Source organism: Nostoc sp. UHCC 0252 (assembly GCF_034931145.1).
In the GTDB taxonomy this organism is placed as follows: domain Bacteria; phylum Cyanobacteriota; class Cyanobacteriia; order Cyanobacteriales; family Nostocaceae; genus Nostoc.
The window spans coordinates 139886-166416 of the sequence record NZ_JAYGHE010000004.1 but is presented as its reverse complement, the minus strand read 5'-3'; the positions used below and the strand labels follow the sequence as shown (position 1 = coordinate 166416).

Genomic DNA, 26531 nt, shown 5'->3' with positions numbered 1-26531 from the left:
TCTAACTCAGCCAAAATTAGCGATCGCCAGGCGAATCAATGGCATTCTAATACTCACACGCCTAGTTTTGTGATTCGTATTCTTCAAAAATTATTACAGCAGCTTCTAGGTATCGATCTAATAGACGATGATCGTATATATCAGGTAATACTAATTCGACTGCCCTAGTGGTTTCGATTACTCCACCACGATCCTCTCCATCTTTAAAAGCTGCCATAGAAGCCCATAGTCGAGCTATTGCAGTTTGAATTTCTTCCCTTTCAGGCAAATACCATATTTCTCGACTAATTTCATCACACTGTAAAGGAGTTAAAAAATTTGGCTCTGACAAAGCTTGCTGAATATATTTATTAAGCTGGGAGAGTTTGTCCGATTCAATCTCGGATGAATATATTTGTATGCATTCTATTGCCCATTGGATTACCAAACTATAGTGATGTTTTTGTAATTTCAGTGCAATTGGATAAGCCCAAAGTATTTGTTTTTGCGCTATAGTTTGTTTTACATTTTCTATTACTTCTTTCATAGATGTAACTATATCTAACTAACTTGGAGTAAAACTTATAAATATATAATTTTTTTCACTTCGTTCTACTTAAGGTATCTCCAAATAACAAATGAGCGTCATGAAAATGGTAGTAATTATCCTTCCCAGTCTTGACGAGTATCGCACAGAAAATTGTCTGCGATCGCATCATCAAATAAATAAGGACAATGCTCTGGAAAAGTTCGTAATGGTAAGTTAGTTTCTCGAAGCACCAAATCAACTCCCGCTTCAAAGCCATCTAACAAAGCTTCTTCTATTCGAGATTTTAAGCTGGGGTTCTGTCGCAGATGCCTATGAATGGCGCGGCGCTGTTCTCGAATTGTTAAAAACCAACTGCGAGAGCATTGTTCGGGTTGATACTCCCACTTCAAGAGATGACCGAGTAATACACTCAGACGACTCACGAGTTCCCGATACTCCTGTCTCCCTAAAGCTTGAATTTCCTCTTGCAGGTTTTGCCAGTCTAGTTCCATAACTAGCCTCTGTTCTAACGCTTTAGCCTGCTGCTGTGTCCAGCCATAGAAATCTTGGTCATACAAACAAGGTTTGTCCATAGAGTTGAATCTTGACAGCAAGAAACCACGAGCTAGCTAAAAAACTTAATTACGAATTACGAATTACGAACTTGTACTGAGCGTAGCCGAAGTATTACGAATTATTTTAATATTCAACTAGCCTTCGCTTCATCCCCGGATGCTTCTGCCACAGCTGCCAATCTCTCTGCCGCAGCTTGGACTATTTGAGCCACTTGCGCCAAAGGCATGTGCTGGATTTGTCTAAGAATTAGACTCAAATCTGAGGTTTCTGGAATTGGCTTGCCATCTATGCAGCTGATTAACTCTTCCATTGTGTAGCCTGCTTTCGATGCGATTCGAGCCAAATTTTCTGTATCTGGAACCTTCACACCTTTTTCCCACATCTGAACAGCAGTAGCAGATACTCCCAAAAGCTTACCAAAGGCTCGCTGACTCATTGAACCGCGAGCTAGTTTAATGATTTCAATCAGTTTTTGTTTGCTTTCGATCTTCACTGCTTATATAGCTAGCCAACTTTATTTACAAGTCTACTTTCAATATTACAAGTTTACTTTTATATTGACAGCCTTGTGTTTTAGTACTAAACTATATCTCTGGTTGTAAATCGCCAACTACAGGCATCAAGCTAGTAGACGAACCCATTTATCTTTAACCAACCCAAAAAACTTAGTTTGCTACGGCGCTTGTGCTAGTAGCTAGACTTTGCTGCGAGAAATAATATCGAAGGTGCATCATGTTTCGCAAGCCACGCAAAATTAACCAATATCGCCGCAAAGGTAAAAACTTTATAGCCACTAATAAAATTAAACCAGAACAGTGGAACATTTCTGACGCAGAAACCAAAGAAGCTTTAAAAGTTAAAGGCTACGATGTTAAGCAAATCAAAAAAATCCACCTTCTGAAGCATCAAGTATGTATTTCTTACTGGGATGCAAAAGGCAATATATGCAGCAGCTTTTTTAGCTACCGGATTTTTGCACGTTGGCAAGAAGAAGTGGAAAAGCTAATTTATACCTGTGAAACTCTGAAGGAATGGGCAAAGCTAAATTACGTTATGAAGTACGAATTTGCTTATTACCATTATCCCAGTGAAATAGAAGATACACTGCACGCAATATTAGAAAACCACCTGTCTGTGTTAAAAGCAACAGTACAACAAGTGGTTTTACAGGATATTTAACAGCAAAAATTAGTTAGCGGCAGAAGTCGCTAACTCCGCCAGCCGTTCCTGTTGGTCTAAAGATATACAAGATTGGATAAGTGTCTCTAAATCACCATCCAAAACAGGGGTAAGGGAATAATTCTGACCTAACCGATGATCGGTAGCGCGGTTATCTTTATAATTATAGGTGCGAATTTTTTCCGATCGCGATCCAGTACCAACCTGCGATCGCCGCATGGAAGTAACAGCTGCTTGTTGTTCGCCTAACTTGATGTCATACAACTTCGCCCGCAGAATTTGCATAGCCCGTTCTTTGTTTTGCAACTGGCTGCGTTCTTCTGTACAGAAAATGCGTATTCCCGTCGGTTTGTGCATCAAGTCAACGGCTGTTTCCACCTTGTTGACGTTTTGTCCACCAGCACCACCAGAACGAGCTGTAGTCATTTCAATATCTTTCGGGTCAATGTGAATTTCCACATCATCGACCTCTGGCATAATCGCCACGGTAGCTGTGGAAGTATGAACCCGTCCCCCAGATTCAGTTGCCGGCACGCGCTGCACACGATGCACTCCAGCTTCAAACTTTAGCTGGCTATAAACATCATTACCTTTAATTTCCAGAATGACCTCTTTCCAGCCACCCATTTCTCCGCGAGATTCGCTCACTAGAGAAACTTTCCAACCTTGAGTCTGGGCATAGCGGGTGTACATCTGCATCAAATCGCCAGCCCAAATACTTGCTTCATCGCCACCAGTACCAGCGCGAATTTCCAACATGATATTCTTTTCATCATTGGGGTCGCGTGGTAGCAGTAAGACTTTCAAGCGAGACTCTAAATGTTCTATTTTCTCTTCAAGTTCTTTTACTTCCAGTGATGCCATTTCTTGCAACTCTGGATCACTCGCAGATTCTTTATAAACCTCACGCGCTCCGATCAAGTCTTCTTGGGCTGTTTTCCAAATTTCATAAGTATCAACTACCTCTTCCAAAGAAGAACGAGACTTAGCAATTTCTTGATACTCATCAGGATTGCTAGCCGTATCGGGGTCGCCAAGACGACGTGTTAGTTCATTAAAAGTTTGTTCAACGGATTTTAGTTTGTCCAGTAAGTATGATTCAGCCATGACGATTGCGATCGCTCCTTAAAAAAATAACAAATTGGCTCGAGCATATAAATGAAAATCGACCCAGCTGATGCAGGGCCGTCGTTAACAGCAGAGCCAACTCGCTACTTTTTGTCTTGTTCGTCGCCAGATGTTTGAGTGCTGCTCATACCGTACTTGCGGAGGAAGCGCTCTACTCGACCCTCAGTGTCAATAATCTTCTGAGTGCCGGTGTAAAATGGGTGATTTCCAGACCAAACATCTACATGCAATTCTGGCTTGGTGGAGCCAATGGTCATAACAACTTGACCGTTGCAGTAAACTTTAGCATCTGGATACCACTTGGGGTGAATATCAGCTTTAGCCATTGTTTTTTTTGTGATGAATCTATATAAATTATAACTTTCAGCGTTCAATTGCAGCTAGAAGAAGCGAGAAGGGAACAGGTTAAAGGTAACAGAAAACTATCACCTGTCCCCTGTAATCTATCACCTTCTTCACCAATGCCCAATTTCTAACGCTTAGAGTACTGAGGCGCTTTCCGAGCTTTATGTAAACCATATTTCTTCCGCTCTTTAGCCCTTGGATCACGAGTCAAATAACCTTCGGTTTTCAAAGGTGGGCGGTTGTCTGGATCGAGTTGGCACAAAGCACGAGCAACTCCCAAACGAACAGAATCAGCCTGTCCGGTCAAGCCGCCGCCTTCTGCTTTCACCAAAATGTCATATTCGTTTTCTAATCCCAGAGTTTCCAGGGGCGCTTTAATCACTCCCAGATAGTTGGGGTTAAATTGGAAATACAAGTTTCCATCTTTACCGTTCACAGTCAGTTGACCTGTGCCTGGAACCAAGCGTACCCGTGCTACTGCGTTCTTACGACGGCCAGTACCCCAGTATACGGCGCGACCGCTATTAGCATCTGCTACTACCATTAATTTTCTTCTCCAGGAATTGTATTAACTTTTAGTTCTTTAGGTTTTTGAGCATCATGGGGATGCGTAGGCCCAGCGTAAACTTTTAGCTTGGTGAACAACTGCTTACCGAGGCTATTTTTAGGTAGCATACCTTTAACAGCTTGTTCTAAAATCCGCTCTGGTATGCGGTCTTGCAGTTTAGCGAAAGTTTCCGTTTTCATGCCGCCGGGACGACCAGAATGGCGGCGGTAAAGCTTTTGAGTGCGTTTTTTGCCCGTGACTGCTACTTTTTCGGCATTAATGACGATTACGAAATCACCTGTATCTAAATGAGGTGTATATTCGGGTTTCTTTTTGCCTCTCAATACCTGGGCGATTTCGCTGGCGAGGCGACCGAGACGTTTATCGGTGGCATCTACTATGTACCACTCACGCTCAAGGGTTGCTTGAGAAGGAAGGTATGTTTTAACTGTTGTCATTTGTCATTTGTCCTTTGTCATTTTTAATTTGTCATTAGTCATTTGTCTTTTGTCATTCGTAGTTACTAAGAACCAATGACTAATGACTCTTGACTAGTGACGAACTTTGGCAAGGTGTCGTACCAAATCTCTTTTGGAAAGGGAAAATCGGGATAGCCGACTCGCAACAAACACAAGCCTTGAGGCGGTGCGGCATATTTCACTTCTTCCCGGCGTTCTTCTTTCCAAAGTTCGGTGAAGTTAGAAAGTGTTCGTTGTCCAGAACCTACTTCTACCAGCATCCCTACCAACAGCCGTACCATGCCATACAAAAATCCATCTGCCTGTATTTCAATATGGATAAATGGCCCACTGCGACGACACTCTACTGCTTGCACCTCTACCCAGGAATGCGATCGCTTTGAGCCTGCACGGTGAAAAGCAGCTAAGTGATGCTTTCCCAAGAGAGGTTCCAAGGCAGCTTGGATTAAAGATTCATCCAGGGGTGCATAATAATAATGCCAACTGAAGGGTCTTACAAACAAGTTAAGCCGATCTTCAGTATATATTGTGTAGCGATACCGTCGATAGGCTGCACTAAAGCGAGCGTGCCAACGGTTATCGACACTAGCTGAAGCCCTGATTAATATATCTGGCGGCAGGTAGCTGTTGAGGATTGTTGCCCACTTGTGAGGCGGAATGAAACCTGTTGCTTCAAAATGGGCTACTTGAGCAGCAGCGTGAACTCCAGAATCGGTTCGCCCAGCACCATGTAGTGTTACATGATACCCAAGAATAGTAGCGATCGCAATTTCGATCTCTTCTTGAACTGTCCGGTGTTGTTTTTGCCTTTGCCAGCCATGAAAATGAGTGCCCAGGTATTGGATTACCAAGGCTACTCGATGAGTTTGTGTAGGCTGGTGGCTTTCTAACATACAGATTTTGTCCTTTGTCATTCATCCTTTGTCATTTGTGAATAACCAATGACTAATGACCAATGACTAAATGACTTAAACCAATTCAATTATTGCCATTTTTGCATTATCACCCCGACGCGGTACGGTACGCAGGATGCGGGTATAACCGCCCTGGCGATCGCCATATCGAGTAGGAGCTTGCTCAAATAGAGCGTGAACCAGTTGTTTGTCGAAGATATAGCCAAGAGCTTCCCGGCGTGCTGCCAAGGAGCCATTTTTAGCTAGAGTAATCATTTTTTCCACTTCACTTCTTAGAACTTTCGCTCTAATTAAAGTGGTGGTGATCTTACCATGACGGATCAGCTCGGTGGCGAGCGATCGCAGTAAAGCACGGCGTTGATCGGCTGGTTTACTGAGTTTTTTGACGCGACAACGGTGACGCATAATTATGCACTATGAGTTATGAACGGTTTTTCTTAAGGGTGTTTAGAGCCTCTTTCCATTGGCAGGGTGATGCCTAAGCGTCGCTGCAAAGCTTCCACGACTTCTTCTGCTGACTTCTGCCCAAAGTTCTTAATTTCTAAGAGGTCTTCTTGGGTATAATCCAACAAATCTGCCACAGAGTTAACTTGTGCCCGTTTGAGACAGTTATATGCCCGCACAGAAAGCTGCAACTCTTCGATGGGTATCTGGGCAGTTGGATCGTCTGGGATCTCTGAACCTGTATCTGTTGGTTCTAGGGAGATATCTTTCAACGGGTTGAATAAATCTACCAAGATCGCAGCGGCCGAAGATAGTGCCTCTTGAGGGGAAATACTGCCATTTGTCCAAACTTCCAACAGCAGTCGGTCTTTTGGAATCAAGCCTTCCCCGCGAGATTCTTCAACGCTGTAGTTGACTTTTCGCACCGGCATAAATATTGAGTCGATTTGGAGAAAATCCAATGATGTGGCTTCCTCACGTCCTCGCTCTACCGTGCGATAGCCTTTGCCTTTCTCGATCCGAAATTCCATTTCCAGCTTTCCACCCTCAGCAATGGTGGCTACATACTGGGTCGGATCGATGACCTCTACTTCACTAGGTAAATCAAAATGCGCCGCAGTGATTGTTGCTGGGCCTCTAACAACTAATCTACCAATCTGGGGTTGCGAGGAATAGTTTTTGAGAATGACTTCCTTCATTTTCATGAGGATTTCCAGCACATCTTCCCGCACGCCCGGAACTGTGGCAAACTCGTGTGAAACGCCTTCAATCCGCACTGCTGTAACTGCTGTACCTTCTAGGTTAGACAGTAAAACCCGCCGCAGTGCGTTGCCAACCGTTGTTCCTTGACCGCGTTCTAGAGGTTCCAGAACAAATTTACTGTAATGGTTCCGACTTTCTTCAGTATTCGACTCTACACATTCAATCTGAAACTGCGCCACGGATGAGCCTCCCTTTTTCTAAGGTGCTGCTAGCAGACAAATCAATTGCCTCCCGAATTGAATTTATGTCCTGTAGATTATAGGTTTATCAAACTATTAGTATGAAATCACGGTATAGTTTGATGCTCCTATTGAGCTTGCAGGCGCTAATAATATTTGGGGTTCCCGAAGCTTAACAGCTTTCCCTATAGGAAAAATCTGACTCGCTTTTGGTCGCCCAAGCTTCACCCAATGACAGTTTGCGCGTTATCCGCCCAAGCGATCATTGCAAGGAAATTTACTTCCTTTGGTTGTAGCTTTTCGTCCTCAATGCCAAATCTTGGTATTTAAACTCGACGGCGCTTGGGTGGACGGCAACCATTGTGAGGAATGGGGGTAATATCCCGAATGAGCGTGATTTCCAGTCCTGCTCCTTGAAGTGCCCGGATAGCAGTTTCTCTACCTGCTCCTGGCCCACTGACCATTACCTCAATTTGACGCATTCCTTGATCGATGGCTCTACGGGCTGCACTTTCAGCAGCAGTTTGCGCTGCAAAGGGAGTTCCCTTTTTTGCTCCCTTAAAACCGCTAGAACCAGCACTAGCCCAGGAGATGACATCTCCATTCTGATCGGTAATGGTGACAATGCTATTGTTGAAAGTAGACTGGATGTAGGCCATCCCACTGGGTACATTCCGTTTCTGCTTCTTGCTCCCGGATTTTTTAGTTGGTTGTCTCGCCATACTTGTTTAGTTGATTTAAGGTGAAACTTGCTCTGATTAGCAAGCGTTGCAAATTTATTTCCCTGGAGCCTTCTTCTTACCAGCCACTGTCTGCCTTCTGCCTCGACGGGTTCTGGCATTAGTTCGAGTTCTTTGTCCTCTAACAGGTAAGCCCATGCGATGACGACGACCTCTGTAAGTCCCAATGTCAACTAAGCGCTTGATGTTCAAAGACTCCAAGCGCCGCAAGTCGCCTTCAACTTGATAGTTGCTTTCTATTTCCCCTCGCAGGGTTGTCACATCGGCATCACTTAAGTCCTTAACACGGGTGTCTGGGTTCACACCAGTAGCCGCTATAATTTCTTGAGCGCGTGATAAACCAATTCCGTAAATGTAAGTTAGACCGATTTCGACGCGCTTATCGCGTGGAAGGTCTACTCCGGCAATACGTGCCACAATGAACTCTCCCTATTGTTCTCGCAATTACTGTTGGTTGGAAAAACGTGATCAATCACGTCTTTTTGTTTTAATTAATGATGAGTTGCGTGTTAAAACTTACTCTCTTGGTAAGAGTCTTATCCTTGACGTTGCTTATGCTTGGGGTTGACGCAAATCACCATAACGCGACCACGACGTTTGATCACGTTACACTTTTCACAGATTTTCTTGACTGAGGCTCTAACTTTCATGCCTTTTATTCTTTGACTCCAAATATTAAATTATAGCATTTTTAGGGAAAATAATCCACTAAATCGACTAGCGAACAGTCAAAAAAATGGTTTTATGGTAAAATTCTCTACATTACATTTACATATAGTTACTTCTTACGTAGTCGATAGGTAATTCTGCCTTTGGTCAAGTCGTAAGGAGTTAACTCTACCTTGACGCGATCGCCGGGCAAAATCTTGATATAATTGCGGCGAATCTTGCCGGAAATGTGAGCTAGCACGTTGAAGCCATTGTCCAAGTCAACGCGAAACATCGCATTGGGCAGTGACTCTGTAACCGTGCCTTCCATTTCAATCAAATCTTGCTTAGACAATTTGTTTTTTCCTCAACTCAACAATTTCGTGTTCAGTTGCAGTACTTAACCTGCAAGAGAACACATTTTAAGAAATATATCAACAGTTTATTAATATATCTTAGCTAAAATTGATTTGTTTCTTGGTAGGCGGGAGTGTTGAATCTTTTATTCTCCACTCCCTACTACCTAATCTCTTTTCTCAAAAAATGATTACCTTTTGCAGTTCATCAGTGACTTCTTCTTGGGACTGATTGCCATTGACTGTTAAGAGTTTTTGGCGATCGCGATAATAATCAATTAAAGGTGCAGTTTCATCGCGGTACACTTGTAACCGCCGACGAATCACCTCTTCGGTATCATCTTTTCGCCCTCTAGCTAGCAAACGTTCTACTACAACATCATCTGGTGCATCTAAATTGACTACTCTTTCACCACTCTGATGTATTTTTTCCAGTAATTCTTCTAGAAAAGCCGCTTGCGTCACTTTGCGGGGAAAACCATCAAGAATCCAACCATTTTCTGCATCTGGTTGGTTGAGGCGCTCCTGTACCAAATCCTGAACTAACTGGTCAGGGACTAACTCACCGCTATTTACATAGTTTTGAGCCTTGATTCCCAAATGGGTTTGCTCTTTCATGGCTTGTCTTAATATTTCACCAGTGGAAATGTGGGGAATATTTAAGTGTTCAGCCAATGCTTGAGCTTGTGTTCCTTTACCAGCTCCAGGTGGCCCCAAGAAGATTAGTCGCGTCACTATTGTTTCACCATTCCTTCATAGCGCTGAGAAATCACGTAAGTTTGAATTTGTCTTGCCGTATCAATTGCCACGCCCACTAAAATTAATAGAGAGGTAGCACCTAGTCCCTTAAATGTGGGTACTCCTAAAGCACTTTCTACACCGGTTGGGATAATAGCGACCAAGCCCAAAAAGATAGCACCCAAAAAGGTGAGTCGGTTTGAAACGCGCTCGATATACTCGCTAGTCGCTTTGCCGGGACGAATGCCGGGAATACTAGAACCCATTTTTTTCAAATTTTGCGCTACATCTACCGGGTTGAGAATCAACGAAGAATAGAAGTAGCTGAAGAAAATGATGGAAATCATGTAAACCAAAGCATAGACCCAAGAGCCAGAACCGCTTGGACTCAAATAAGTGTTAATTATATTTGCCAATTCAGCATTCTTGGCGAAATTTGCAATCAGCAATGGCAAACTGAGGATGGCTGCGGCAAAGATAATTGGCATTACGCCGCCTTGATTTAGCCGCAAGGGTAAAAAGCTTCGTTGCTCTGCCAAAACTCGACGACCTACTTGGCGACGAGCCGAAATAATTGGGATGCGACGCATTCCTTCTTGGACAACCACAATACCAACAATAGTTGCCAGGAAAACTAAGATTAGTACGATGACGCGACCAACTGTTTCCCGACCGCCTACTTGCACCAAATCGATAGTATCACCTAAAGCTTTTGGTAATGATGCGACAATATTGACAAAAATCAACAATGATGCTCCATTTCCAATTCCCCGCTCTGTAATCAGTTCTGATGCCCACATGACGAACATGGAACCAGCAGTCAGAGCGATCGCAGTTTCAGCTACAAAGATTGGCCCTGGATTTAAGGCAAATTGCTGAAGGAAAAATGCTGAAAAAGCTGTGCTTTGAAGAATCGCCCAACATACAGTTACATAGCGGGTAATTTGCGATATTTTCCGCCGGCCTGCTTCGCCTTCATTTTTCTGTAAATTTTCTAAAGATGGAATCGCTGCGGTGAGCAATTGGATGATAATGGACGCATTAATAAAGGGTAAAATCCCTAAAGCAAAAACGCCCAAAGTCGAAAGTCCTCGCCCAGAAAATATATCCAATAAACCGAATATGGAATTATTGCCCGCTATGGCTTCGGCAAATCTAGGTCTATCAATCCCTGGTACGGGCAAGAAGATACCCAGGCGAACCAAAATTAAAACACCGACAGTCACAAGCAGCCTACCTCTAAGCCCGGCTGCTTGTGCCATCTGCATAAAAGTTTCTTGAGCCGTTGGGGCTTTATCTCGACTGATCATAGAGTGCTACCTTTATAGTGAACCAGGCGCTGGCAGCGAGTTGGCTTGCATTTAAGTGCGCTGTTCCGGCTCACTCATAAGACTTCACAACTCCCTCCAGCTGCCTCAATTTTGCTACGAGCTGAACCTGTGAAAGCTGCCGCTTGTACCTTGAGCGGAATACTCAATTCCCCGTTACCTAAAATTTTCAGTGGCCCTTTGACAGCAGTCAGGATACCTGCTGCCTTCAAGGAGGTCAAAGTTACTTCTGTATTAGCGGGAAGGGAGGCTAGCTTCTCTACATTAATCGTAGTGTAAATCTTCTGATTAACAATGGGAAAGCCCTTCAGCTTAGGTAAGCGGCGGTATAATGGCTGCTGACCACCTTCAAAACCTGGTCGAGTCCCGCTACCAGAGCGAGATTTTTGACCACGCATACCTAGACCCGCACTAGCACCTTGACCGGCAGAAATGCCTCTGCCTACACGCTTCTTGCGTTTCTTTGAGCCTTTTTGTGGCTTAACATCATGGAGTCTCATAAGTTACCAAGTTGTCGTTTGTCGTTTGTCGTTTGTCATTTGTCGTTTGTCATTTGTCATTTTTTCAGAATAAAGGACTACTGACTAAGGACAAATGACTAGTTAGATGTAGAGACTTTCAATAGGAATACCGCGATCTTCAGCAACTTCAGAAAGAGTCCGCAATGTAGATAAGGCATTGACTGCGGCTCTAGCATTATTGAGCGGATTGTTAGAACCAAGTTGCTTGGCTAAAACGTTACGAACTCCTGCCAATTCCAACACAGTCCGCACAGCACCACCAGCAATTACTCCAGTACCAGGTGCGGCTGGACGCATAATCACTTTTGCACCACCACCGACACCATCAATAGGATGGGGGATGGAGTTGGATTTGGTGATTGGGATATCAATGAGGTGTTTTTTGCCGTCAGCTACGCCTTTTTTAACTGCGCCAATTACATCTGAAGCTTTGCCTACGCCGACACCAACTTGACCGCGTTCGTTACCGACGACAACGATCGCTCGGAAGCTGAGTTTTTTACCACCTTTAACTACTTTACTTACGCGGCGGATTTGAATAACCCGCTCTTGCCAAGTGGTTTCTTCTTTTTTGGCACGCTTTGTTCTACTTTTACGCTCTGTTGCCATAATTTATGCCTCTTTTAGTCATTTAGTCATTAGTCATTAGTCATTAGCTCTTATACAAGGGACAAAGGACAAATGACAAAAGACAATTTAGAAATCTAAACCAGCTTCGCGTGCTGCATCAGCTAGGGCTTTGACACGACCGTGATATAAGTTACCACCGCGATCGAAGACTACTTTGGTGATGCCTTTTTCTAGCGATCGCAATGCGATCAACTTACCAACTTGCACCGATGCGTCGCGGTTTGCACCTGACGCTAAACTAGATTTCAAATCTGGTTCTAAAGTCGATGCTGCCACTATGGTTTGATGCTGACTATCATCAATAATCTGAGCATAAATATGCTCATTAGAACGGAATACCGCTAAACGCGGACGTTCTGAGGAGCCAACGACTTTGCCACGAACGCGTCGATGACGACGGTTTTTTGATTCTCTACGAGTAAGTTTCATTTCTACTTCTTACCACCCTTACCAGTCTTACCAGCCTTACGTCTTACCACTTCACCGGCATAGCGAATGCCTTTACCTTTGTAAGGTTCTGGTGGACGAACGGCGCGAATTTTTGCGGCTGTGTTGCCTACGATTTCTTTGTCGTAGCCACTTACAATCACGTTAGTGGTACCTTCGACTGCAAACTGAATCCCTTCTGGTGGTTCAATTTGCACCTGATGGCTGTAACCCATGTTTAAAACTAGGTTACGCCCTTGAAGTTGTGCCCTGTAACCGACACCTTGGATTTCCAAACGGCGTTGAAAACCAAGGGATACTCCCTCAACCATGTTGGCAACTAAAGTTCGGCTCAAGCCGTGCAGTTGCTTCGATGTCCGAGTTTCATCCCGACGATTTACGTGTAATATTTCTCCCTCTTGAGAGAGTGAGACATTATCTCTGAGAGTGCGAGAAAGTTCTCCTTTCGGGCCTTTCACCACAATATTCGTACCATCGATCGCCACTTGAACTTTGGCGGGAATAGTAATTGGACGTTTACCAATACGAGACATTACTTTTTGTCCTTTGTTATTTGCCCTTTGCCTTTTGTTATTTGTCCTTTGTCCTTTGTCTTTTGTCCTTTGTCTTTCACAAATGACTAATAACCAATGACCAATGACTAATGACAAATGACTAATGACCAATGACTACCAAACGTAACAAAGCACTTCGCCACCCAAGTTCTGACGACGCGCTTCGCGGTCAGTCATAATTCCACTGGATGTAGAAATAATGGCAATGCCAATGCCGCCTAGTACTCTTGGTAATTCTTTTCTATTGGAGTAAACACGCAAGCCTGGCTTACTCACTCGCTTTAAGGCGGTGATTAGAGGCTGACGATTCTTACCCTTATATTTCAGGGAAATCACTAGGTTGTGTTTTACCCCTTCTTCTGCTTCTTCGATTTCAGCAATAAAGCCTTCCTCCCGTAGCACTTTGGCAATGCTGCGGGTCATTTTTGTAGCTGGCACTTGTGTAGTTTGATGCCGCGCCAGGTTGGCATTGCGGATGCGCGTCAGCATATCTGCAATTGTGTCGTTAGCCGCCATCGTTCCCTCTATAGATGAACTTACTGATCGCGAAAGGGCATTCCTAATTCTTTAAGTAAGGCGCGGCCCTCTTCGTCGTTTTTTGCTGTGGTGATGATGGAAATATCCATCCCACGCACTTGATCAACGCTGTCGTATTCGACTTCTGGAAAAATTAGCTGTTCTCTTACACCCAGAGTATAGTTACCCCGTCCGTCAAAGCTTTTAGGGCTAACGCCGCGAAAATCTCGAATTCTGGGCAGTGATAGGCTAACCAGGCGGTCGAAAAAGGCATACATCCGTTCGGCTCTGAGTGTCACCATGATCCCCACAGGCATCCCTTGACGAATCTTAAAGCCAGCGATCGCCTTTTTCGCCCGCGTCACTACTGGTTTTTGACCAGTAACAAGCGCAATTTCGTTGATGGATGCTTCCAGCGACTTCGCATTTTGAGCTGCTTCACCCAAACCTCGGTTAATAGTAACCTTTACCAACTTCGGTACTTGATGAACGTTGGTATATTGAAACTGATTAATCAGTTTAGGGACGATTGTCTCTTGATATAAGCTTTTGAGTCTTGTTGTCGCCATAGTTTTTTGTCCTGATATCCCTGGGCTTGGTCAGGGAACTTTTATTGTCCTTTGTTATTTGCCCTTTGTCTTTTGTTACTTTTCTTTATAACTAATGACTAATGACCAATGACTAATGACTATTTATCCAGAATCTCGCCAGTTTTTTTAAGTTTTCTGACTTTCTTGCCTTCTGAAGTAAAGGTATAACAAACACGACTGGCAACGTTTTGCTTAGTGGAATAAAGCATCACGTTGGAGCTATGAATCGGGAATTCTTGGGTGACAATTCGCCCTGATTCCCCTTCTTGCTGGGGTTTAACGTGCTTGGTCTTGATGTTGACACCTTTGACGATGACTTTACTCAGTTGGGGAAGTGCTTGGATAATTTCACCAATTTTTCCTTTGTCTTTACCAGCAATCACTTGTACGGTGTCGCCAGTTTTGACGTGCATTTTGTGGAAAACTTTGGGCGTACCTTGTTTGGTTGCCATTAAAGCACCTCCGGAGCCAGAGAAACGATTTTGGTAAAGTTTTTATCGCGCAGTTCCCGTGCAACTGGGCCAAAAACCCGTGTGCCTCTAGGATTCCCGTCTTTGTTGATGATTACAGCTGCGTTATCATCAAAGCGAATACTCATGCCACTGTCACGAGATACAGCTTTACGAGTGCGGACAATTACTGCTTCCACAACATCAGACTTTTTGACTGCCATGTTGGGTGTAGCATCTTTGACAACGGCGATAATTTTATCACCGATAAAACCATAACGGCGGTTGCCTCCACCTAAGATGCGAATGCACATTAGTTTACGAGCGCCGCTATTATCTGCGACATTTAAATAAGTCTGGGGTTGAATCACAATTATTCTCCCTTGTAATGCTGTTAGAAACTAACAACGATGAGGTTTAAGCAGGCTTGACGTTCAGGACTTCTGTGATTTTCCAGCGCTTGGTTTTGCTCAGGGGTCTAGTTTCCTGAATGCGAACGCGATCGCCTACTTTACACTTATTTTCTTCGTCGTGAACTTTATATCTTTGGGTGTTAACCACAATTTTGCCGTACTTGGGGTGAGGAGCGCGGTTTTCTATGGCTACTACCACAGTTTTTTGCATTTTATCGCTCACTACCAAGCCAACTCGTTCTTTAACTGCCATAATCTCCTACTTTTCTTCTTTAGCCAATTGACTCGCTGCCCGTTTGCGTTCTGTTTCTAGCGTTAGCAACTGGGCTAGGCGGTGTCGCATTTGTCGGAACTGGTGGGGCTTTTCTAATTGTCTGGTGGCTTTTTGCAAGCGCAACTGAAATAGTTGTCTTTTAACAGCGACAATTTCATCAGAGAGCTTCTCGTCACTTAATTCTCTAGCTTCTGAAATTTTGGGAAGAGGCATAAGCTACTCCTGCTCCTGTGGTTGAGAGCGCACAATAAACTTGGTTTTTATAGGCAGTTTAAATGAAGCCAAACGCATAGCTTCACGGGCGATTTCTTCAGAAACCCCGCCGATTTCAAACAAAATTCGTCCTGGCTTGACTACAGCTACCCAAAACTCTGGATTACCTTTACCGGAACCCATCCGGGTTTCAGCAGGACGCATAGTTACAGGTTTGTCAGGGAAAATCCGAATCCAGATTTGTCCACCCCGACGAATATAACGAGTCATTGCCCGACGAGAAGCCTCGATTTGCCGGGAGGTAATCCAAGCAGGTTCTTGTGCTTGGAGTGCAAAATCACCGAAGTTGAGGGTGCTACCACGGCTGGCTAGTCCCTCCATCCGTCCGCGCTGTTGTTTGCGGAATTTAGTTCTTCTAGGGCTTAACATGGTTTGTTACTTGTCATTTGTCATTTGTCCTTTGTCATTTGTCATCTGCCATTTCCTAATGACTAATGACTAATGACTAATGACGATTTATCCTTCATTTGAGCGATCTTCAAATTGCTGGCGACGACGTTGTTGTTGACGACGACGGGGTTCACGATCGCGATCGCGGGGATCGCGTTCACGTTCACGGCTTGCTGGTGGTAGCGGATCTGGTTCCTGTCCAGGAATAATTTCTCCCTTAAACACCCAAACCTTGATGCCCAAAATACCGTAAACAGTTTTTGCGGTGCAATAAGAGTAATCAATGTCAGCCCGTAAGGTATGTAAAGGTACTCTACCTTCACGAGTCCACTCTGTCCGGGCAATTTCTGCACCGTTGAGCCGGCCGCTGACTTGAATTTTAATACCTTGAACACCAGCACGTTGGGCGCGCTGAATTGATTGCCGCACTACCCGCCGGAATGAAACCCGGCGTTCTAGTTGTTGAGCAATGTATTCGGCAATTAGGTAAGCATCAGCATCAACTCGTTGAACTTCAACTACGTTAATGCGAATTTGGCGATTGCTACCCAACAGTCCTTGGAGTCCGGTACGCAAGGATTCAATACCTTGCCCACCACGTCCCACTACTACACCTGGTCTAGCTGTGCGTACTTCTAAGTCGATTTGGTCGGCTTTGCGCTCAATCCGCACTTCGGAAATACCAGCGTTGTTTTGAGCAAGTCTACCTAACTTTTGTTCAATGTATTGACGGAGCTTGTAGTCTTCTTGTAGAAGTTCTGGATAACGGTCAGGAACAGCAAACCAACGGGATTGATGTTCTTGTGTAATACCCAGACGAAAACCAACTGGATGAATCTTCTGTCCCACGAATGCTTCCTCTAAAATTTCTTACTTTACGCAACTTATTCGTGTAAACGTGCTTATTTTTCTGGAGCAGCTGCAACAGCCACAGTAATATGACACGTCGGTTTGCGAATTTGGTAAGCTCGACCTTGCGCTCTTGGTTGGAACCGCTTCAACGGCGGCCCTTGATCGGCGTAAGCCTGAGTAATTACTAGTTGAGTCCGATCTAACCCAGCGTTGTGTTCGGCATTGGCAGCAGCGCTTCTGAGAACCTTCAATATAGGCTCAGTGGCGCGATAGGGCATGAATTCTAGGATGATTAACGCTTCTCGGTAAGATCGCCCCCGGATTTGATCGAGTACCCGACGCACTTTGTAGGCCGAGATGCGGATAAAACGAGCGATCGCTTTTACTTCAGTAGTATTAGTAGCCATAATTTTCTCCAATTTTGTCATTTGTCATTTGTCATTTGTCACTTGTCTTTAGCTAATGACTAATGACTAATAACTAATGACTACCTACCCGCTTTTTTGTCGCTTTTCCCATGACCCCTGTAGGTGCGTGTTGGGGCAAACTCACCTAACTTGTGTCCTACCATCTGTTCATTTACAAACACTGGAACGTGTTGTCGTCCATTGTGAACAGCTATGGTATGACCTACCATTAAAGGCAAAATTGTCGAAGCTCTTGACCAAGTTTTAATAACTTCTTTTCTGTTATTGTCGTTGAGCTTTTCAATTTTTTTTAAAAGATGATCCGCAACGAAAGGACCTTTTTTTAGAGAACGACCCATAGTTCAATTTTGGATTTAGGATTTAGGAATTAGGATTTAGAATTTCGGATTTTGGATAATTAGGTGTCCGAGCAAGTTTCACAAATTTTCAATGTTCACAAGTAGACCCCAATCTAAAATCCAAAATCTAAAATCTAAAATTCTACGATTCACGACCACCGCGACCGCGTTTAGAAGACTTACGGCGACGACGCACAATGAATTTACTGCTAAGTTTCTTGCGATTGCGTGTCTTCGCGCCCAATGTGGGTTTACCCCAAGGTGTAACAGGCCCCGATCTACCGATAGGTGCTCTACCTTCGCCACCACCATGTGGGTGATCCACTGGGTTCATGACGCTGCCTCTAACCTTAGGACGGCGACCTTTCCAGCGATTGCGTCCTGCTTTACCTGCACTCAGGTTTCTCGCGTCGGTGTTGCCTACTTGCCCAATGGTGGCGTAGCAATCACGCCGAATTAAGCGGACTTCTCCCGAAGGCAACTTGAGAGTTACATAATCACCTTCTTTTGCCACAACTTGAGCGCTAGCACCAGCAGCCCGCACGATTTGACCACCTTTACCAGGAGTCATTTCTACGTTGTGAACACTAGTACCCAAGGGAATCCGCGATAGAGGTAAAGCATTACCATCTTCAAAGGGAGATTCGGGGCCAGAAATAATTATTGTTCCAACTTTCAATCCGTTGGGATGAAGGATGTACCGTTTTTCGCCATCTTGGTAATACAAAAGGGCAATTCGGGCATTGCGGTTAGGATCGTATTCAACTGCTGCGACTTTGGCAGGAATATTATGTTTATCCCTTTTAAAATCGATGATCCGATAAAGTTGTTTGTGTCCGCCACCCCGACGTCGACTGGTAATCCGCCCGGTATTATTCCGACCTTTGGCGCGATGCTTCGAGGTAGTTAGAGATTTTTCTGGCTCGGTTTTTGTGATTTCCGCAAAGTCAGAAACTGTAACTTGGCGAGTGCTGGGGGTATAAGGGCGATAAGAACGAGTACCCATAATCTATTTTGGATTTTGGATTTTTGATTTACTTAATTTCGGATTTTGAATTTTGGATTTAATGAGTGTTTAACTAATTGCGACCATCTTTGGCATTTATTCAGTAAACTCCTCAATCTAAAATCTAAAATCTAAAATTCCTAGACTTCTGGGAATAGAACTTGTCTAATCTTGTCTTCATCCCCAGGTGCGACTGTAACAATGGCTCGCTTATATTGGGGCTTATAACCGATAAATTTACCAACGCGCCGCTTTTTACGTGGTGGTAAGGTGGTGTTGACTTTTACAACCTTGACCTGAAATAAGTCTTCGATCGCAGCCTTAATTTCTGGCTTAGATGCCTTTGGAATTACTTCAAAGGTGTACTTATTTTGCTCCATCAAGATAGTCGCCTTCTCGGTGACTATTGGGCGACGCACTAAGTCGGCAAGGTCGCGGGGGTCAAAGCTAGGCACTGTAGACCTCCTGAATTTTTTCTAGGGCTGATGCCGTAACTACAATTTTGTCAGCGTGCAGTAAATCAAAAACATTTAACTGGTCGGCTGCAATTAGTTTTAAATTTTCAATGTTGCGGCCTGACAAATAAACATTATCTGTATCCGCAATTTCAGACAAAATTAAGAGTGCTTTGCTTTCTGGCACTACTCCCCAACGGGAAAGTGCTGCCACTAAGTCTTTAGTCTTGGGGCGAGATAGCTCGGTGCTAAATTCTTCTACTACAATCAAGTCGTCAATACGACCAACAAATGCTGTCCGCAGTGCTAAACGTCGCTCTTTGCGGTTCAACTTCAGGTCGAAGTCTCTGGGCTTTGGCCCAAAGATCACACCACCACCACGCCACAATGGTGAACGAATAGACCCTGCACGAGCGCGACCAGTACCTTTTTGCCGCCAAGGTTTACGACCACCACCTCTAACTTCTGAACGAGTTTTTGTACTGGCATTTCCTTGACGAGAATTAGTCAGTTGCCGTACCAAGGCCCGGTGCACGATATGAGACGCTGTTTCTTCTTTGGCAACGCGCAACTCGAAGGTCGTCTCGCCGACCTGTTCTCCTTGCCAATTTTTAACTACGCTTTCAACCATCTTTATTATTTGTCCTTTGTCATTGGTCATTTGTCATTTGTCTTGATGTCATTTGTCTTTAGCCAATGACTAATGACTAATGACGTTTGACTAATGACTTTTGACTATCCCACTACTTTTGCAGGCACAACGCTTACTAGAGCGCCTGGTTTACCAGGAATGGCTCCCTTGATTAGCAATAAATTGCGCTCTGCATCAACTCGTACTATGGTCAGTTTACGGATTGTGATGCGTTTCCCACCTAAACGTCCTGCCATCCGCTTACCTGGATAGACACGACCTGGTGTCGTACCAGCGCCAATAGAACCTGGCGCTCTGTGGTTTTTGGAACCGTGGGACATAGGCCCACGACCAAAGTTGTTGCGCTTCTGGTTTCCGGCAAAACCGCGACCGATGCTTGTGCCGACTACATCAACAATTTGACCCGCGCTAAAAATATCTGCTTTAATCTGTTGACCTAAAGCATAATCACCAGAACTCTCGGTGTGATATTCATTTAGGTGACGCAATGCTGGGGCAGATGATTTAGCCAAATGACCCAATAGTGGTCTGTTCAGTGCCTTTGGTTTAACTTCGCCAAAACCAACTTGAATGGCAAAGTAACCGTCGGTTTGTTTCGTTTTAACTTGTGTAACGGTGCATGGCCCTGCTTGAATGACAGTCACAGGAATGGCTACTCCTGCTTCGTCAAATATTTGGGTCATGCCCAGCTTGGTGCCGAGAATACCTACAGACACAGTAACTGGTTCTCCTTTCTACTTGCTGACCTTGGAATTGGACTCTAGAGGACACGCTTTGTACGCATCAGTTTAGGCTGAGTTAGCCTGCGAAATTTGGCATGGTTTTAGTAAACCAGTCCAAATGCTTGGGGACACAACAAACCGTGTCCGTACTGCTTGGTGAATCTGTTTAGCTTCACTCAATAGATCACCAGGACAGCTACAAGTCTCTTCCCATTGGGAAGGAGTAACTTCTGGAATCAATGCAAGGCGCTACAGCTTAAAGCTGTGTGCAGCAATGCTTTTGTCCAAGCAATTGCTTTGGCACTTTCTGGAGGCAGCGCTGTCGGCGGGTTTTCCGATTTGTATACGCCCTTGTATGACGTTTTCCCGGAGGTTGGCTACTGCCGTGTTGCAGTTGGACTTAAGCGGTTGTTACCGCCCAGTATCCGTTAACTGAGACTGACGTAATGCCATGAAACCAACATTGCTGCTCAGTTTTACTTCCTTAAATACCTTAAACTATTTTTTAAGATTTCGCCTACTATTTCAGAGGCACAGGAGCAAATTAACTCTGGAGATGTAGGATTAACTTCGCTTGTTGATCCATAAGCTCCAATGTTGACCTGAAAGCTTTCTTAGTTTACCAGTCTATGCTCGATCTGAGTTAAATTATCCAATTTGGATTGAGTCATTAGCTTTTGATGCTAAGGCACTACCTCAGAATGACATGAAAAAGGCTATCTAATTGCGTGTTTGGTCACAATCTAATAATATAAATTATTTATTTATGTTTGTCCAGTAGTTTATAGAGTTATTTTTGGGGAGTGGGGATTAGGAATTGGAAGCAGGGGCAGAAGAATTAATAACCAATGCTCCATGCCTCATACCCAAAAAAATGCTTTTATATCGGTTCAGGGTAAATAATAGAGATATCTAAGTGGGATAACAACAAAAATCTATGGCACTAATTACCACTGGCAACGGTTTAATCCGCGATCTGGAAAAATTTGGCGCTCTTGGTGTGTATGTACCTCTGGAAGGGGGTTATGAAGGTAGATATCAGCGCCGACTACGCGCTGCTGGATATACCACCCTCCACATTACTGCCAAGGGACTGGGCGACGTAGCTGCCTATCTCACAAGAATTCATGGAGTCAGACCTCCTCATCTTGGAAAAAAAAGCACTGGTAGCGGTGCGGCAGTAGGTCAGGTGTACTATTTGCCACCAATTCTCAATTCTCATCTAGAACAGCTACCACCAAAGTCAAAGGGGCTGGTTTTGTGGATTATTGAAGGGCATATTCTTTCCAACGAGGAACTGGAGTATTTAACGAATTTACCTCAGTTAGAACCACGAGTGAGAGTAGTAATTGAGAGAGGTGGCGATCGCGCCTTCCGTTGGACTTCTTTAGAAAAAACTCTGTTAGCTAGTTAGTTCTGTGTGATTAGTCATTAGTCATAAGCTAATGACTAATGACTTAATTCAATCAGTATTTCAATAATGCTGAGTTGAAAGCCCCAAGATGTAATCAAGGCTTTAAGGAATTACGAGTTATTCTAGTCCTGTTGGTGAGCGAATTTATAACCGCCCCAGAGAGAAAAAGCGATCGCTATCACTAGCAAAATCGGTATGCTGTACCAAGGAAACTGGGACAAGGGTAAATGGGCAGCTGCACGTAGTCCGATGCTGGCGTAGGTGAGTGGTAACAGGTAAACTACGACTTTGAGGGCAGCTGGTAATGTACTAGGATCAAAGAAAGTTGCCCCTAAGAATGACATGGGGATAATTATAAAATTGTTGTAGAGTCCGACTGATTCGAGCGATCGCACACTCAACCCCACAATTACCCCTAACCCAGCAAATACCGAACAATTCAGCACTACCAACAGTAGAAATAGTGGGTTGAGAAAATTCCAGTTCCCCGTCAACAACAACGCTACCAAAATCACGGAACCGGATGTCATTAACCCCCGCACTACTCCCGCCAGCATTTTTCCGATGTGCAACGCTAAGGGGTGTATGGGAGTTAACAGCAATTCCTCAAAGGTTTTAGTAAATAATCTGTCTCCACAAATCGAAAATGTCGTTCCACCAAAGCTAATTGTCATCGAAGATAGCCCTACCATCCCCGGTAAGATGAATTCTAAATAGTTGTTATAGTTACCACTAATCCCTGAGCCGGGTTTGATGGAACTACCCAAACCTAAGCCAAAAGCTAAAATATATATCAGTGGGGATATTAAGCCTGATGCAGCAACTTGTACGATTCTTACACGTAAATCTAACCAGTCTCCCCAAAAAATAGTCAGACTATCAGCTAGGAGAAGTTGAAGCTGTGAATTGAACCTCTTGTCGGAAAGTAGTGTTCTTTGATATGTCACGTGCTTTCTACTACTTATCAAAATTTCATTAAGTGTTAATTTACATTGTTTAACGTATAAGTTGCTAGGTTAATAAAAATATTTTTTATTAAAAATTAACGCTGTGTGCAACTTTCTCTTAAAGCTAACCTCTAATCCCTTTTTTAGTAGGTAAGGGGAGCAAGAGTCAATGCCTCTCTCGCAAAGTAATATCATGTCCGGTTAAACAATTTTCATTGCGTACCGCCAAGGGCGGAACCCGCAGGGTACGAAGTGTTCACGGAGCGTCTCGTAGAGATAGCAATCCCAAAAGCCTTGCGATTGCTTCACTTCGTTCGCAATGACATATCACCAATAATTTGCCGAACATAATATAAGAGAGGTTTGGAGAGGGGTAAAAAGCCATGCTACAAAACAACAAATCAAGGCTTATGTTTTTTTCTTTTTTAATGTGAAATCGCCTTGCTCCCTGAATTTCAGGAGGTAATTAATTATCGAAGTATTTTTTTACTTTTCAAAAATTTAATCACATAAAAATAGAACTAAATATACGCAGTAATAGTTTTTCAATAAAAAATTGAGGGATAAATCAATTTTTTGATGTTCTGTTGTTTTTCTCTTCTTCGTACCCTTTGCGTCCTTTGTGGTTCCTTCCCTTACCCCTCCTGTCTCCTGCCTCCAAATCCCTAGCTTTATACTTCATATCAAAGTAATTTGCTGTATAAAAACAAACTGACATCTGGCGGTTTAATCATGAATGCAATATGTTGTACTGACATAGAATTGTGTGCGAGTCTGGGAAAATTCTTCAATGCAGAGACTCAAATTAAGGAAGTACAATGTCGAACTTTGATTTGGTTATTCAGCTATTTTTGCAACTCACAGTTATTTTAGCTACTTGTCGCATCGTTACCATTTTAGGACGGCGATATCTTGGTCAAACCGATGTTGTTTGCGAAATGATTGCAGGTGTGATGTTAGGGCCGTCACTTCTAGGATTTATTGCACCGGATTTCCAACAATGGCTTTTTCCTAAGCTTCCAATCATCACTGCTGTAGGACTCAAGATACCCAATCCATCGATGTCTATTTTATATGCTATCAGCCAGATTGGGTTGGTAATTTATATGTTTTTGATCGGTTTAGAGTTCAACACCAAACTCTTAAAACATCATATCAAAAGTGCAAGTTTGCTATCTGCGGCTGGGATTATTACTCCTTTTATTTTAGGAGCGATCGCATCTTTTTGGTTTTATCACAATGGTGATTTTTTTCAACCCCAAGTTATGCCTTGGTCAGCTGCTTTGTATCTAGGTGCATCGATGACAATTACGGCATTCCCTATGTTAGCTCGTATTCTTTACGAACGCGGTCTTACACAAACCCGTTTCGGTACTTTGGCTTTAGGTGCGGCATCGGTAGATGATGCAGTTGCTTGGTGTTTACTAGCGATCGTCTTGGCTAGCGTGAAAAATTCTCTGAGTATTGCCCTATTAGCAATTGGTGGTGGCATTTGCTATGTGCTATTTGCAATTTTTCTCGGTCAACCTCTACTGAGAATATTCACACAGATGACAAAACGTAATGCAGGTGTGAACAGACAAACTCTGACTTTGATGTTGATAATTTTGATGTTTTGTGCATGGTTTACCGATATCACAGGTATCTATGCAATATTTGGTGCTTTTGTGCTGGGAGCGATAACACCACGCGGAGAATTCGCCCAACAAATTCGCCAATATACTGAGTTTTTAACTACTTCTTTTTTGCTACCAATATTTTTTGTTTTCTCTGGACTAAATACTCAAATTGGATTAGTAAACACGCCTACTTTGTGGGGAATTACACTGTTAATTATTGCGATCGCAATTCTTGGTAAAGGTGTTGCTTGTATGTTGGCTGCAAAATTGGCGGGAGAAAATTGGCGTGAATCTGCAACTATCGGCGCTCTGATGAATGCTCGTGGTTTGATGGAATTAATCATCCTCAATATCGGTCTAGAACAAGGGATAATTACCCCAACCTTATTCACTATGATGGTTATTATGGCAGTCATTACTACACTTATGGCATCACCACTGATTGCCTTTTTATTGCACGGAACAAGCTATGATAATTTTTCTAATTAAACAAATATAAATAGAGGATTTAAGTAACAATTTACTGAGCTAGCGGCGATTCTTTATCCCCTAGTTTCCAACGCCAGTGTATCCTTCACCGCCTTTGCTTTGTTTTTAGGGGCAGCGATGTCTATTACTGTCTTTCCGGTGTTGGCGCGAATCACTACTGAAAACAATTTACAAGGAACACGTTTAGGAACATTGACGTTAACTTGTGCAGCCGTGGATGATGTGACAGCTTGGTGTCTGTTAGCAGTAGCGATCGCAGGCAGTGGCTAGAACTGGTGACTATGCTGGTGCAATACCCACAATTATCGCCAGCGTAGTCTACATTGGCTTGATGTTGACGGCAAAGCGTTGGAGCAACCAACGCCTTGCCAAACACTATGTCAGAAAATTTGCCGAACTGTGAAAAATCGGATACTCTAACGTTAAATATTCAGCAGTCGGGTATTTACTTAAATGCCTCTGTATTACCGACTAACCCTAAAGCCGATACTGACGATAAGCACTCTCTGGCAGGCATCTTCAGAAATAAACAGTTAAATTTATCTGGAAAAGTTGGTAGATCAATCCTTTGTAATATTCCTCGCCCCCAAAATGATCCTCTGAATTCAGTCACAATTCAAATGCAACTTGTGGATAAAGGTAATATGACAGTCAATTAAGCGTAAATGGCATTCCACAAACCCTAAAATTCACTGCTGTGCCTGAAAAAACTGAGGAAAAATCTCAAAAGTTATGAATTGAGGAGTGGGAAGTGGGAGTTTAAAGGGCGAAGTAAACAGCAATGTGAGCGCATTTTATGGGTTTTATGGAGCAGATAAAAAGAATGGATCAAGGGTTAAAGACTAGGCAATTTTGCCAATGGCGCAAGCAGCTATTTAGTATCAGTCTATTAGGTTTTTGTGCAGCGATCGCCCTCGAAACTTACACTACTGCTGCTACACCGATAGCAAAGCTAGATAAGTGGCGGTTTTCCCCAAAAACACAACAACTCGAAATCACTCTCTCAGCAGGTACAACCCCTCGTTATTTCTACCTAGCCCAACCCTCTCGGCTTGTTGTAGATTTACCGAATACCAAGTTGGGCAAAGTTACCACACAACAAAATTATTCTGGAGCAATCAAAAGCATTCGCGTTTCTCAACTGAACGAAAACGACACACGCATTGTTCTAGATTTAGCACCGGGGGCTGTTTTTAATCCTAAACAGGTACAACTGCAACCTGTTTCCCGAAAAAATTCCACTCGTTGGGTATTACGCCCGGCTATTTCTGGTAAAACTACTGCCGTGAAACCAGGGAACTCTCCACCGTCACCCAAGAAACAACCTCAAGCACCATATCAACCACAGCCGCCTAGTAACCTACCTGTAACTACTACTAATTTACAAGCGCCCTTGCTCACAATTCCGCCTATATCAAATAACCTACCCTCAACAATTACTAATAACTCAGCACAGCCTTTTGTCACTGTACCTCCCCTAACTCCGAATACATCCTCTCAACAACCTGCTTTAATTCTTCCCCCTGCTTCTTTCTCAAATCAACCTGATAACTTAAATAACATTCCTCCTTTGGGTGTATCGGAATTTCCAGTTCCAACAATCCCTAATGTTTCTAATCCCCAAGTAATCGAGTTTGGTCAACCCCTTCCTAAAAGTAGATAAAAAGATTAAGAATTTTAG

At 43.6% G+C, this 26531-nt stretch carries 41 protein-coding genes and 1 pseudogene; 7 read left to right on the top strand and 35 right to left on the bottom strand.

All coding sequences use genetic code 11. The annotated features are described in order from the left end of the window. Nucleotides 1–61: 61 nt before the first annotated feature. From VB732_RS04220 to VB732_RS04210, 3 genes are all read right to left on the bottom strand, one after another. Nucleotides 62–526 carry a hypothetical protein gene (locus VB732_RS04220; protein ID WP_323229572.1) on the bottom strand — a complete coding sequence of 155 codons (465 nt, stop codon included), beginning with the start codon at nt 524–526 and terminating at the stop codon, nt 62–64. A 116-nt stretch (nt 527–642) separates the two neighbouring features. Next, complete coding sequence (locus tag VB732_RS04215) at nt 643–1101, bottom strand: DUF29 domain-containing protein (protein WP_323229571.1); 459 nt, start codon at nt 1099–1101, stop codon at nt 643–645. A gap of 113 nt (nt 1102–1214) precedes the next feature. After that, a complete protein-coding gene (locus tag VB732_RS04210) occupies nt 1215–1577 on the bottom strand; it encodes a helix-turn-helix domain-containing protein (protein WP_094328443.1) in 363 nt (120 codons plus the stop codon). Between the two features lie 239 nt (nt 1578–1816). Between VB732_RS04210 and VB732_RS04205 the strand changes: the two genes are divergently transcribed. Continuing rightward, nucleotides 1817–2263, top strand: a complete 447-nt coding sequence (locus VB732_RS04205) for a hypothetical protein (RefSeq protein WP_323229570.1) — start codon at nt 1817–1819, stop codon at nt 2261–2263. A gap of 9 nt (nt 2264–2272) precedes the next feature. Here the strand turns inward: VB732_RS04205 and prfA are convergent, their stop codons facing one another. The 31 genes from prfA to rplC form a co-directional block, all read right to left on the bottom strand. Beyond that, nucleotides 2273–3370, bottom strand: a complete 1098-nt coding sequence (gene prfA / locus VB732_RS04200) for a peptide chain release factor 1 (RefSeq protein ID WP_323201589.1) — start codon at nt 3368–3370, stop codon at nt 2273–2275. A 104-nt stretch (nt 3371–3474) separates the two neighbouring features. Beyond that, entirely contained in the window at nt 3475–3717 is a 243-nt protein-coding gene (gene rpmE, locus VB732_RS04195) for a 50S ribosomal protein L31 (RefSeq protein WP_069070756.1), read from the bottom strand. Nucleotides 3718–3863: 146 nt separating this feature from the next. Continuing rightward, entirely contained in the window at nt 3864–4280 is a 417-nt protein-coding gene (rpsI, locus tag VB732_RS04190; protein ID WP_012410698.1) for a 30S ribosomal protein S9, read from the bottom strand. Next, entirely contained in the window at nt 4280–4741 is a 462-nt protein-coding gene (rplM, locus tag VB732_RS04185; protein WP_114081992.1) for a 50S ribosomal protein L13, read from the bottom strand. Before rplM ends, rpsI begins: the two co-directional genes overlap by 1 nt. 65 nt (nt 4742–4806) lie before the next feature. Then, the gene (gene truA, locus VB732_RS04180; RefSeq protein WP_323229569.1) at nt 4807–5655 is read right to left on the bottom strand and encodes a tRNA pseudouridine(38-40) synthase TruA; all 849 of its coding nucleotides are present in this window, start codon (nt 5653–5655) and stop codon (nt 4807–4809) included. A gap of 75 nt (nt 5656–5730) precedes the next feature. Next, nucleotides 5731–6081, bottom strand: coding sequence for a 50S ribosomal protein L17 (gene rplQ / locus VB732_RS04175; protein ID WP_069070759.1), 351 nt, complete (start codon nt 6079–6081; stop codon nt 5731–5733). Nucleotides 6082–6113: 32 nt separating this feature from the next. Next, nucleotides 6114–7061 carry a DNA-directed RNA polymerase subunit alpha gene (locus tag VB732_RS04170; protein ID WP_323229567.1) on the bottom strand — a complete coding sequence of 316 codons (948 nt, stop codon included), beginning with the start codon at nt 7059–7061 and terminating at the stop codon, nt 6114–6116. Between the two features lie 326 nt (nt 7062–7387). Continuing rightward, entirely contained in the window at nt 7388–7783 is a 396-nt protein-coding gene (gene rpsK / locus VB732_RS04165; protein WP_012410703.1) for a 30S ribosomal protein S11, read from the bottom strand. Between the two features lie 54 nt (nt 7784–7837). Beyond that, entirely contained in the window at nt 7838–8218 is a 381-nt protein-coding gene (gene rpsM, locus VB732_RS04160; RefSeq protein WP_190727936.1) for a 30S ribosomal protein S13, read from the bottom strand. Between the two features lie 119 nt (nt 8219–8337). Next, entirely contained in the window at nt 8338–8451 is a 114-nt protein-coding gene (gene rpmJ / locus VB732_RS04155; RefSeq protein WP_015129703.1) for a 50S ribosomal protein L36, read from the bottom strand. A gap of 128 nt (nt 8452–8579) precedes the next feature. After that, nucleotides 8580–8804: a translation initiation factor IF-1 gene (gene infA, locus VB732_RS04150; RefSeq protein ID WP_006276978.1), complete on the bottom strand. Its 225-nt coding sequence runs from the start codon at nt 8802–8804 to the stop codon at nt 8580–8582. Nucleotides 8805–8985: 181 nt separating this feature from the next. Then, the gene (locus VB732_RS04145; protein ID WP_323229566.1) at nt 8986–9540 is read right to left on the bottom strand and encodes an adenylate kinase; all 555 of its coding nucleotides are present in this window, start codon (nt 9538–9540) and stop codon (nt 8986–8988) included. Next, nucleotides 9540–10853, bottom strand: a complete 1314-nt coding sequence (secY, locus tag VB732_RS04140) for a preprotein translocase subunit SecY (protein WP_323229565.1) — start codon at nt 10851–10853, stop codon at nt 9540–9542. The genes VB732_RS04145 and secY overlap by 1 nt, the downstream gene beginning before the upstream one ends. Before the next feature lie 74 nt (nt 10854–10927). After that, complete coding sequence (gene rplO, locus VB732_RS04135; RefSeq protein WP_323229564.1) at nt 10928–11371, bottom strand: 50S ribosomal protein L15; 444 nt, start codon at nt 11369–11371, stop codon at nt 10928–10930. 102 nt (nt 11372–11473) lie between these two features. Continuing rightward, the gene (gene rpsE, locus VB732_RS04130; protein ID WP_323229563.1) at nt 11474–12001 is read right to left on the bottom strand and encodes a 30S ribosomal protein S5; all 528 of its coding nucleotides are present in this window, start codon (nt 11999–12001) and stop codon (nt 11474–11476) included. A gap of 87 nt (nt 12002–12088) precedes the next feature. Then, nucleotides 12089–12451 carry a 50S ribosomal protein L18 gene (rplR, locus tag VB732_RS04125; RefSeq protein ID WP_323229562.1) on the bottom strand — a complete coding sequence of 121 codons (363 nt, stop codon included), beginning with the start codon at nt 12449–12451 and terminating at the stop codon, nt 12089–12091. A gap of 2 nt (nt 12452–12453) precedes the next feature. Next, nucleotides 12454–13002 carry a 50S ribosomal protein L6 gene (gene rplF, locus VB732_RS04120; protein WP_094328455.1) on the bottom strand — a complete coding sequence of 183 codons (549 nt, stop codon included), beginning with the start codon at nt 13000–13002 and terminating at the stop codon, nt 12454–12456. Between the two features lie 135 nt (nt 13003–13137). Then, the gene (gene rpsH / locus VB732_RS04115; protein ID WP_012410712.1) at nt 13138–13539 is read right to left on the bottom strand and encodes a 30S ribosomal protein S8; all 402 of its coding nucleotides are present in this window, start codon (nt 13537–13539) and stop codon (nt 13138–13140) included. A 20-nt stretch (nt 13540–13559) separates the two neighbouring features. Then, complete coding sequence (rplE, locus tag VB732_RS04110) at nt 13560–14108, bottom strand: 50S ribosomal protein L5 (RefSeq protein ID WP_012410713.1); 549 nt, start codon at nt 14106–14108, stop codon at nt 13560–13562. A gap of 119 nt (nt 14109–14227) precedes the next feature. After that, nucleotides 14228–14581, bottom strand: a complete 354-nt coding sequence (gene rplX / locus VB732_RS04105; protein ID WP_114081986.1) for a 50S ribosomal protein L24 — start codon at nt 14579–14581, stop codon at nt 14228–14230. Then, nucleotides 14581–14949, bottom strand: coding sequence for a 50S ribosomal protein L14 (rplN, locus tag VB732_RS04100; protein ID WP_069070772.1), 369 nt, complete (start codon nt 14947–14949; stop codon nt 14581–14583). Before rplN ends, rplX begins: the two co-directional genes overlap by 1 nt. A gap of 46 nt (nt 14950–14995) precedes the next feature. Next, on the bottom strand, nt 14996–15244 hold the full coding sequence (gene rpsQ, locus VB732_RS04095; RefSeq protein WP_094328457.1) for a 30S ribosomal protein S17: 249 nt from the start codon (nt 15242–15244) through the stop codon (nt 14996–14998). A 6-nt stretch (nt 15245–15250) separates the two neighbouring features. Next, nucleotides 15251–15478, bottom strand: a complete 228-nt coding sequence (gene rpmC, locus VB732_RS04090; protein ID WP_323229561.1) for a 50S ribosomal protein L29 — start codon at nt 15476–15478, stop codon at nt 15251–15253. 3 nt (nt 15479–15481) lie between these two features. Then, complete coding sequence (gene rplP / locus VB732_RS04085; protein WP_069070775.1) at nt 15482–15907, bottom strand: 50S ribosomal protein L16; 426 nt, start codon at nt 15905–15907, stop codon at nt 15482–15484. A gap of 87 nt (nt 15908–15994) precedes the next feature. Further along, the gene (gene rpsC / locus VB732_RS04080; protein WP_323229560.1) at nt 15995–16777 is read right to left on the bottom strand and encodes a 30S ribosomal protein S3; all 783 of its coding nucleotides are present in this window, start codon (nt 16775–16777) and stop codon (nt 15995–15997) included. 53 nt (nt 16778–16830) lie between these two features. Beyond that, on the bottom strand, nt 16831–17187 hold the full coding sequence (gene rplV, locus VB732_RS04075) for a 50S ribosomal protein L22 (protein WP_069070777.1): 357 nt from the start codon (nt 17185–17187) through the stop codon (nt 16831–16833). Between the two features lie 80 nt (nt 17188–17267). Further along, entirely contained in the window at nt 17268–17546 is a 279-nt protein-coding gene (gene rpsS, locus VB732_RS04070) for a 30S ribosomal protein S19 (RefSeq protein WP_012410721.1), read from the bottom strand. A gap of 142 nt (nt 17547–17688) precedes the next feature. Further along, nucleotides 17689–18552 carry a 50S ribosomal protein L2 gene (gene rplB, locus VB732_RS04065; RefSeq protein WP_323229559.1) on the bottom strand — a complete coding sequence of 288 codons (864 nt, stop codon included), beginning with the start codon at nt 18550–18552 and terminating at the stop codon, nt 17689–17691. A gap of 140 nt (nt 18553–18692) precedes the next feature. Then, entirely contained in the window at nt 18693–19007 is a 315-nt protein-coding gene (locus VB732_RS04060; RefSeq protein WP_069070779.1) for a 50S ribosomal protein L23, read from the bottom strand. Further along, nucleotides 19000–19638 (bottom strand): 50S ribosomal protein L4, encoded by a 639-nt coding sequence (gene rplD, locus VB732_RS04055; RefSeq protein WP_323229642.1) that lies wholly within the window; start codon nt 19636–19638, stop codon nt 19000–19002. The genes VB732_RS04060 and rplD overlap by 8 nt, the downstream gene beginning before the upstream one ends. A 104-nt stretch (nt 19639–19742) precedes the next feature. Beyond that, a complete protein-coding gene (gene rplC / locus VB732_RS04050; protein WP_323229558.1) occupies nt 19743–20375 on the bottom strand; it encodes a 50S ribosomal protein L3 in 633 nt (210 codons plus the stop codon). Nucleotides 20376–20645: 270 nt separating this feature from the next. On the opposite strand from rplC, the gene VB732_RS04045 reads away from it, so the two are divergent. Next, a complete protein-coding gene (locus tag VB732_RS04045) occupies nt 20646–20813 on the top strand; it encodes a hypothetical protein (protein WP_323229557.1) in 168 nt (55 codons plus the stop codon). Nucleotides 20814–21318: 505 nt separating this feature from the next. Continuing rightward, nucleotides 21319–21795, top strand: coding sequence for an NAD(P)H-quinone oxidoreductase subunit N (locus VB732_RS04040; protein WP_323229556.1), 477 nt, complete (start codon nt 21319–21321; stop codon nt 21793–21795). 122 nt (nt 21796–21917) lie between these two features. Here the strand turns inward: VB732_RS04040 and VB732_RS04035 are convergent, their stop codons facing one another. Beyond that, entirely contained in the window at nt 21918–22742 is an 825-nt protein-coding gene (locus VB732_RS04035; RefSeq protein ID WP_323229555.1) for an ABC transporter permease, read from the bottom strand. Between the two features lie 818 nt (nt 22743–23560). Between VB732_RS04035 and VB732_RS04030 the strand changes: the two genes are divergently transcribed. The 4 genes and pseudogenes from VB732_RS04030 (at nt 23561) to VB732_RS04015 (ending at nt 26513) form a co-directional block, all read left to right on the top strand. Continuing rightward, nucleotides 23561–24850 carry a cation:proton antiporter gene (locus VB732_RS04030; RefSeq protein WP_323229554.1) on the top strand — a complete coding sequence of 430 codons (1290 nt, stop codon included), beginning with the start codon at nt 23561–23563 and terminating at the stop codon, nt 24848–24850. A 33-nt stretch (nt 24851–24883) separates the two neighbouring features. Further along, nucleotides 24884–25235 (top strand): annotated as a pseudogene (locus tag VB732_RS04025) (cation:proton antiporter); the annotation flags it as partial. Next, on the top strand, nt 25228–25509 hold the full coding sequence (locus VB732_RS04020) for a hypothetical protein (protein WP_323229553.1): 282 nt from the start codon (nt 25228–25230) through the stop codon (nt 25507–25509). The pseudogene VB732_RS04025 and the gene VB732_RS04020, both read left to right, overlap by 8 nt. A gap of 164 nt (nt 25510–25673) precedes the next feature. After that, on the top strand, nt 25674–26513 hold the full coding sequence (locus tag VB732_RS04015; protein WP_323229552.1) for an AMIN domain-containing protein: 840 nt from the start codon (nt 25674–25676) through the stop codon (nt 26511–26513). Nucleotides 26514–26531 lie beyond the last annotated feature (18 nt).

Bases quoted from the DNA above. Each gene is read 5' to 3' on its own strand.
- VB732_RS04220 (WP_323229572.1), bottom strand. From the start codon at position 526: ATGAAAGAAGTAATAGAAAATGTAAAACAAACTATAGCGCAAAAACAA.
- VB732_RS04215 (WP_323229571.1), bottom strand. From the start codon at position 1,101: ATGGACAAACCTTGTTTGTATGACCAAGATTTCTATGGCTGGACACAG.
- VB732_RS04205 (WP_323229570.1), top strand. From the start codon at position 1,817: ATGTTTCGCAAGCCACGCAAAATTAACCAATATCGCCGCAAAGGTAAA.
- prfA (WP_323201589.1), bottom strand. From the start codon at position 3,370: ATGGCTGAATCATACTTACTGGACAAACTAAAATCCGTTGAACAAACT.
- rpmE (WP_069070756.1), bottom strand. From the start codon at position 3,717: ATGGCTAAAGCTGATATTCACCCCAAGTGGTATCCAGATGCTAAAGTT.
- rpsI (WP_012410698.1), bottom strand. From the start codon at position 4,280: ATGGTAGTAGCAGATGCTAATAGCGGTCGCGCCGTATACTGGGGTACT.
- rplM (WP_114081992.1), bottom strand. From the start codon at position 4,741: ATGACAACAGTTAAAACATACCTTCCTTCTCAAGCAACCCTTGAGCGT.
- truA (WP_323229569.1), bottom strand. From the start codon at position 5,655: ATGTTAGAAAGCCACCAGCCTACACAAACTCATCGAGTAGCCTTGGTA.
- rplQ (WP_069070759.1), bottom strand. From the start codon at position 6,081: ATGCGTCACCGTTGTCGCGTCAAAAAACTCAGTAAACCAGCCGATCAA.
- rpsK (WP_012410703.1), bottom strand. From the start codon at position 7,783: ATGGCGAGACAACCAACTAAAAAATCCGGGAGCAAGAAGCAGAAACGG.
- rpmJ (WP_015129703.1), bottom strand. From the start codon at position 8,451: ATGAAAGTTAGAGCCTCAGTCAAGAAAATCTGTGAAAAGTGTAACGTG.
- secY (WP_323229565.1), bottom strand. From the start codon at position 10,853: ATGATCAGTCGAGATAAAGCCCCAACGGCTCAAGAAACTTTTATGCAG.
- rplO (WP_323229564.1), bottom strand. From the start codon at position 11,371: ATGAGACTCCATGATGTTAAGCCACAAAAAGGCTCAAAGAAACGCAAG.
- rpsE (WP_323229563.1), bottom strand. From the start codon at position 12,001: ATGGCAACAGAGCGTAAAAGTAGAACAAAGCGTGCCAAAAAAGAAGAA.
- rplR (WP_323229562.1), bottom strand. From the start codon at position 12,451: ATGAAACTTACTCGTAGAGAATCAAAAAACCGTCGTCATCGACGCGTT.
- rplF (WP_094328455.1), bottom strand. From the start codon at position 13,002: ATGTCTCGTATTGGTAAACGTCCAATTACTATTCCCGCCAAAGTTCAA.
- rpsH (WP_012410712.1), bottom strand. From the start codon at position 13,539: ATGGCGGCTAACGACACAATTGCAGATATGCTGACGCGCATCCGCAAT.
- rplE (WP_012410713.1), bottom strand. From the start codon at position 14,108: ATGGCGACAACAAGACTCAAAAGCTTATATCAAGAGACAATCGTCCCT.
- rplX (WP_114081986.1), bottom strand. From the start codon at position 14,581: ATGGCAACCAAACAAGGTACGCCCAAAGTTTTCCACAAAATGCACGTC.
- rpsQ (WP_094328457.1), bottom strand. From the start codon at position 15,244: ATGGCAGTTAAAGAACGAGTTGGCTTGGTAGTGAGCGATAAAATGCAA.
- rpmC (WP_323229561.1), bottom strand. From the start codon at position 15,478: ATGCCTCTTCCCAAAATTTCAGAAGCTAGAGAATTAAGTGACGAGAAG.
- rplP (WP_069070775.1), bottom strand. From the start codon at position 15,907: ATGTTAAGCCCTAGAAGAACTAAATTCCGCAAACAACAGCGCGGACGG.
- rplV (WP_069070777.1), bottom strand. From the start codon at position 17,187: ATGGCTACTAATACTACTGAAGTAAAAGCGATCGCTCGTTTTATCCGC.
- rpsS (WP_012410721.1), bottom strand. From the start codon at position 17,546: ATGGGTCGTTCTCTAAAAAAAGGTCCTTTCGTTGCGGATCATCTTTTA.
- rplB (WP_323229559.1), bottom strand. From the start codon at position 18,552: ATGGGTACTCGTTCTTATCGCCCTTATACCCCCAGCACTCGCCAAGTT.
- rplD (WP_323229642.1), bottom strand. From the start codon at position 19,638: ATGGTTGAAAGCGTAGTTAAAAATTGGCAAGGAGAACAGGTCGGCGAG.
- VB732_RS04040 (WP_323229556.1), top strand. From the start codon at position 21,319: ATGGCACTAATTACCACTGGCAACGGTTTAATCCGCGATCTGGAAAAA.
- VB732_RS04030 (WP_323229554.1), top strand. From the start codon at position 23,561: ATGTCGAACTTTGATTTGGTTATTCAGCTATTTTTGCAACTCACAGTT.
- VB732_RS04020 (WP_323229553.1), top strand. From the start codon at position 25,228: ATGTCAGAAAATTTGCCGAACTGTGAAAAATCGGATACTCTAACGTTA.
- VB732_RS04015 (WP_323229552.1), top strand. From the start codon at position 25,674: ATGGATCAAGGGTTAAAGACTAGGCAATTTTGCCAATGGCGCAAGCAG.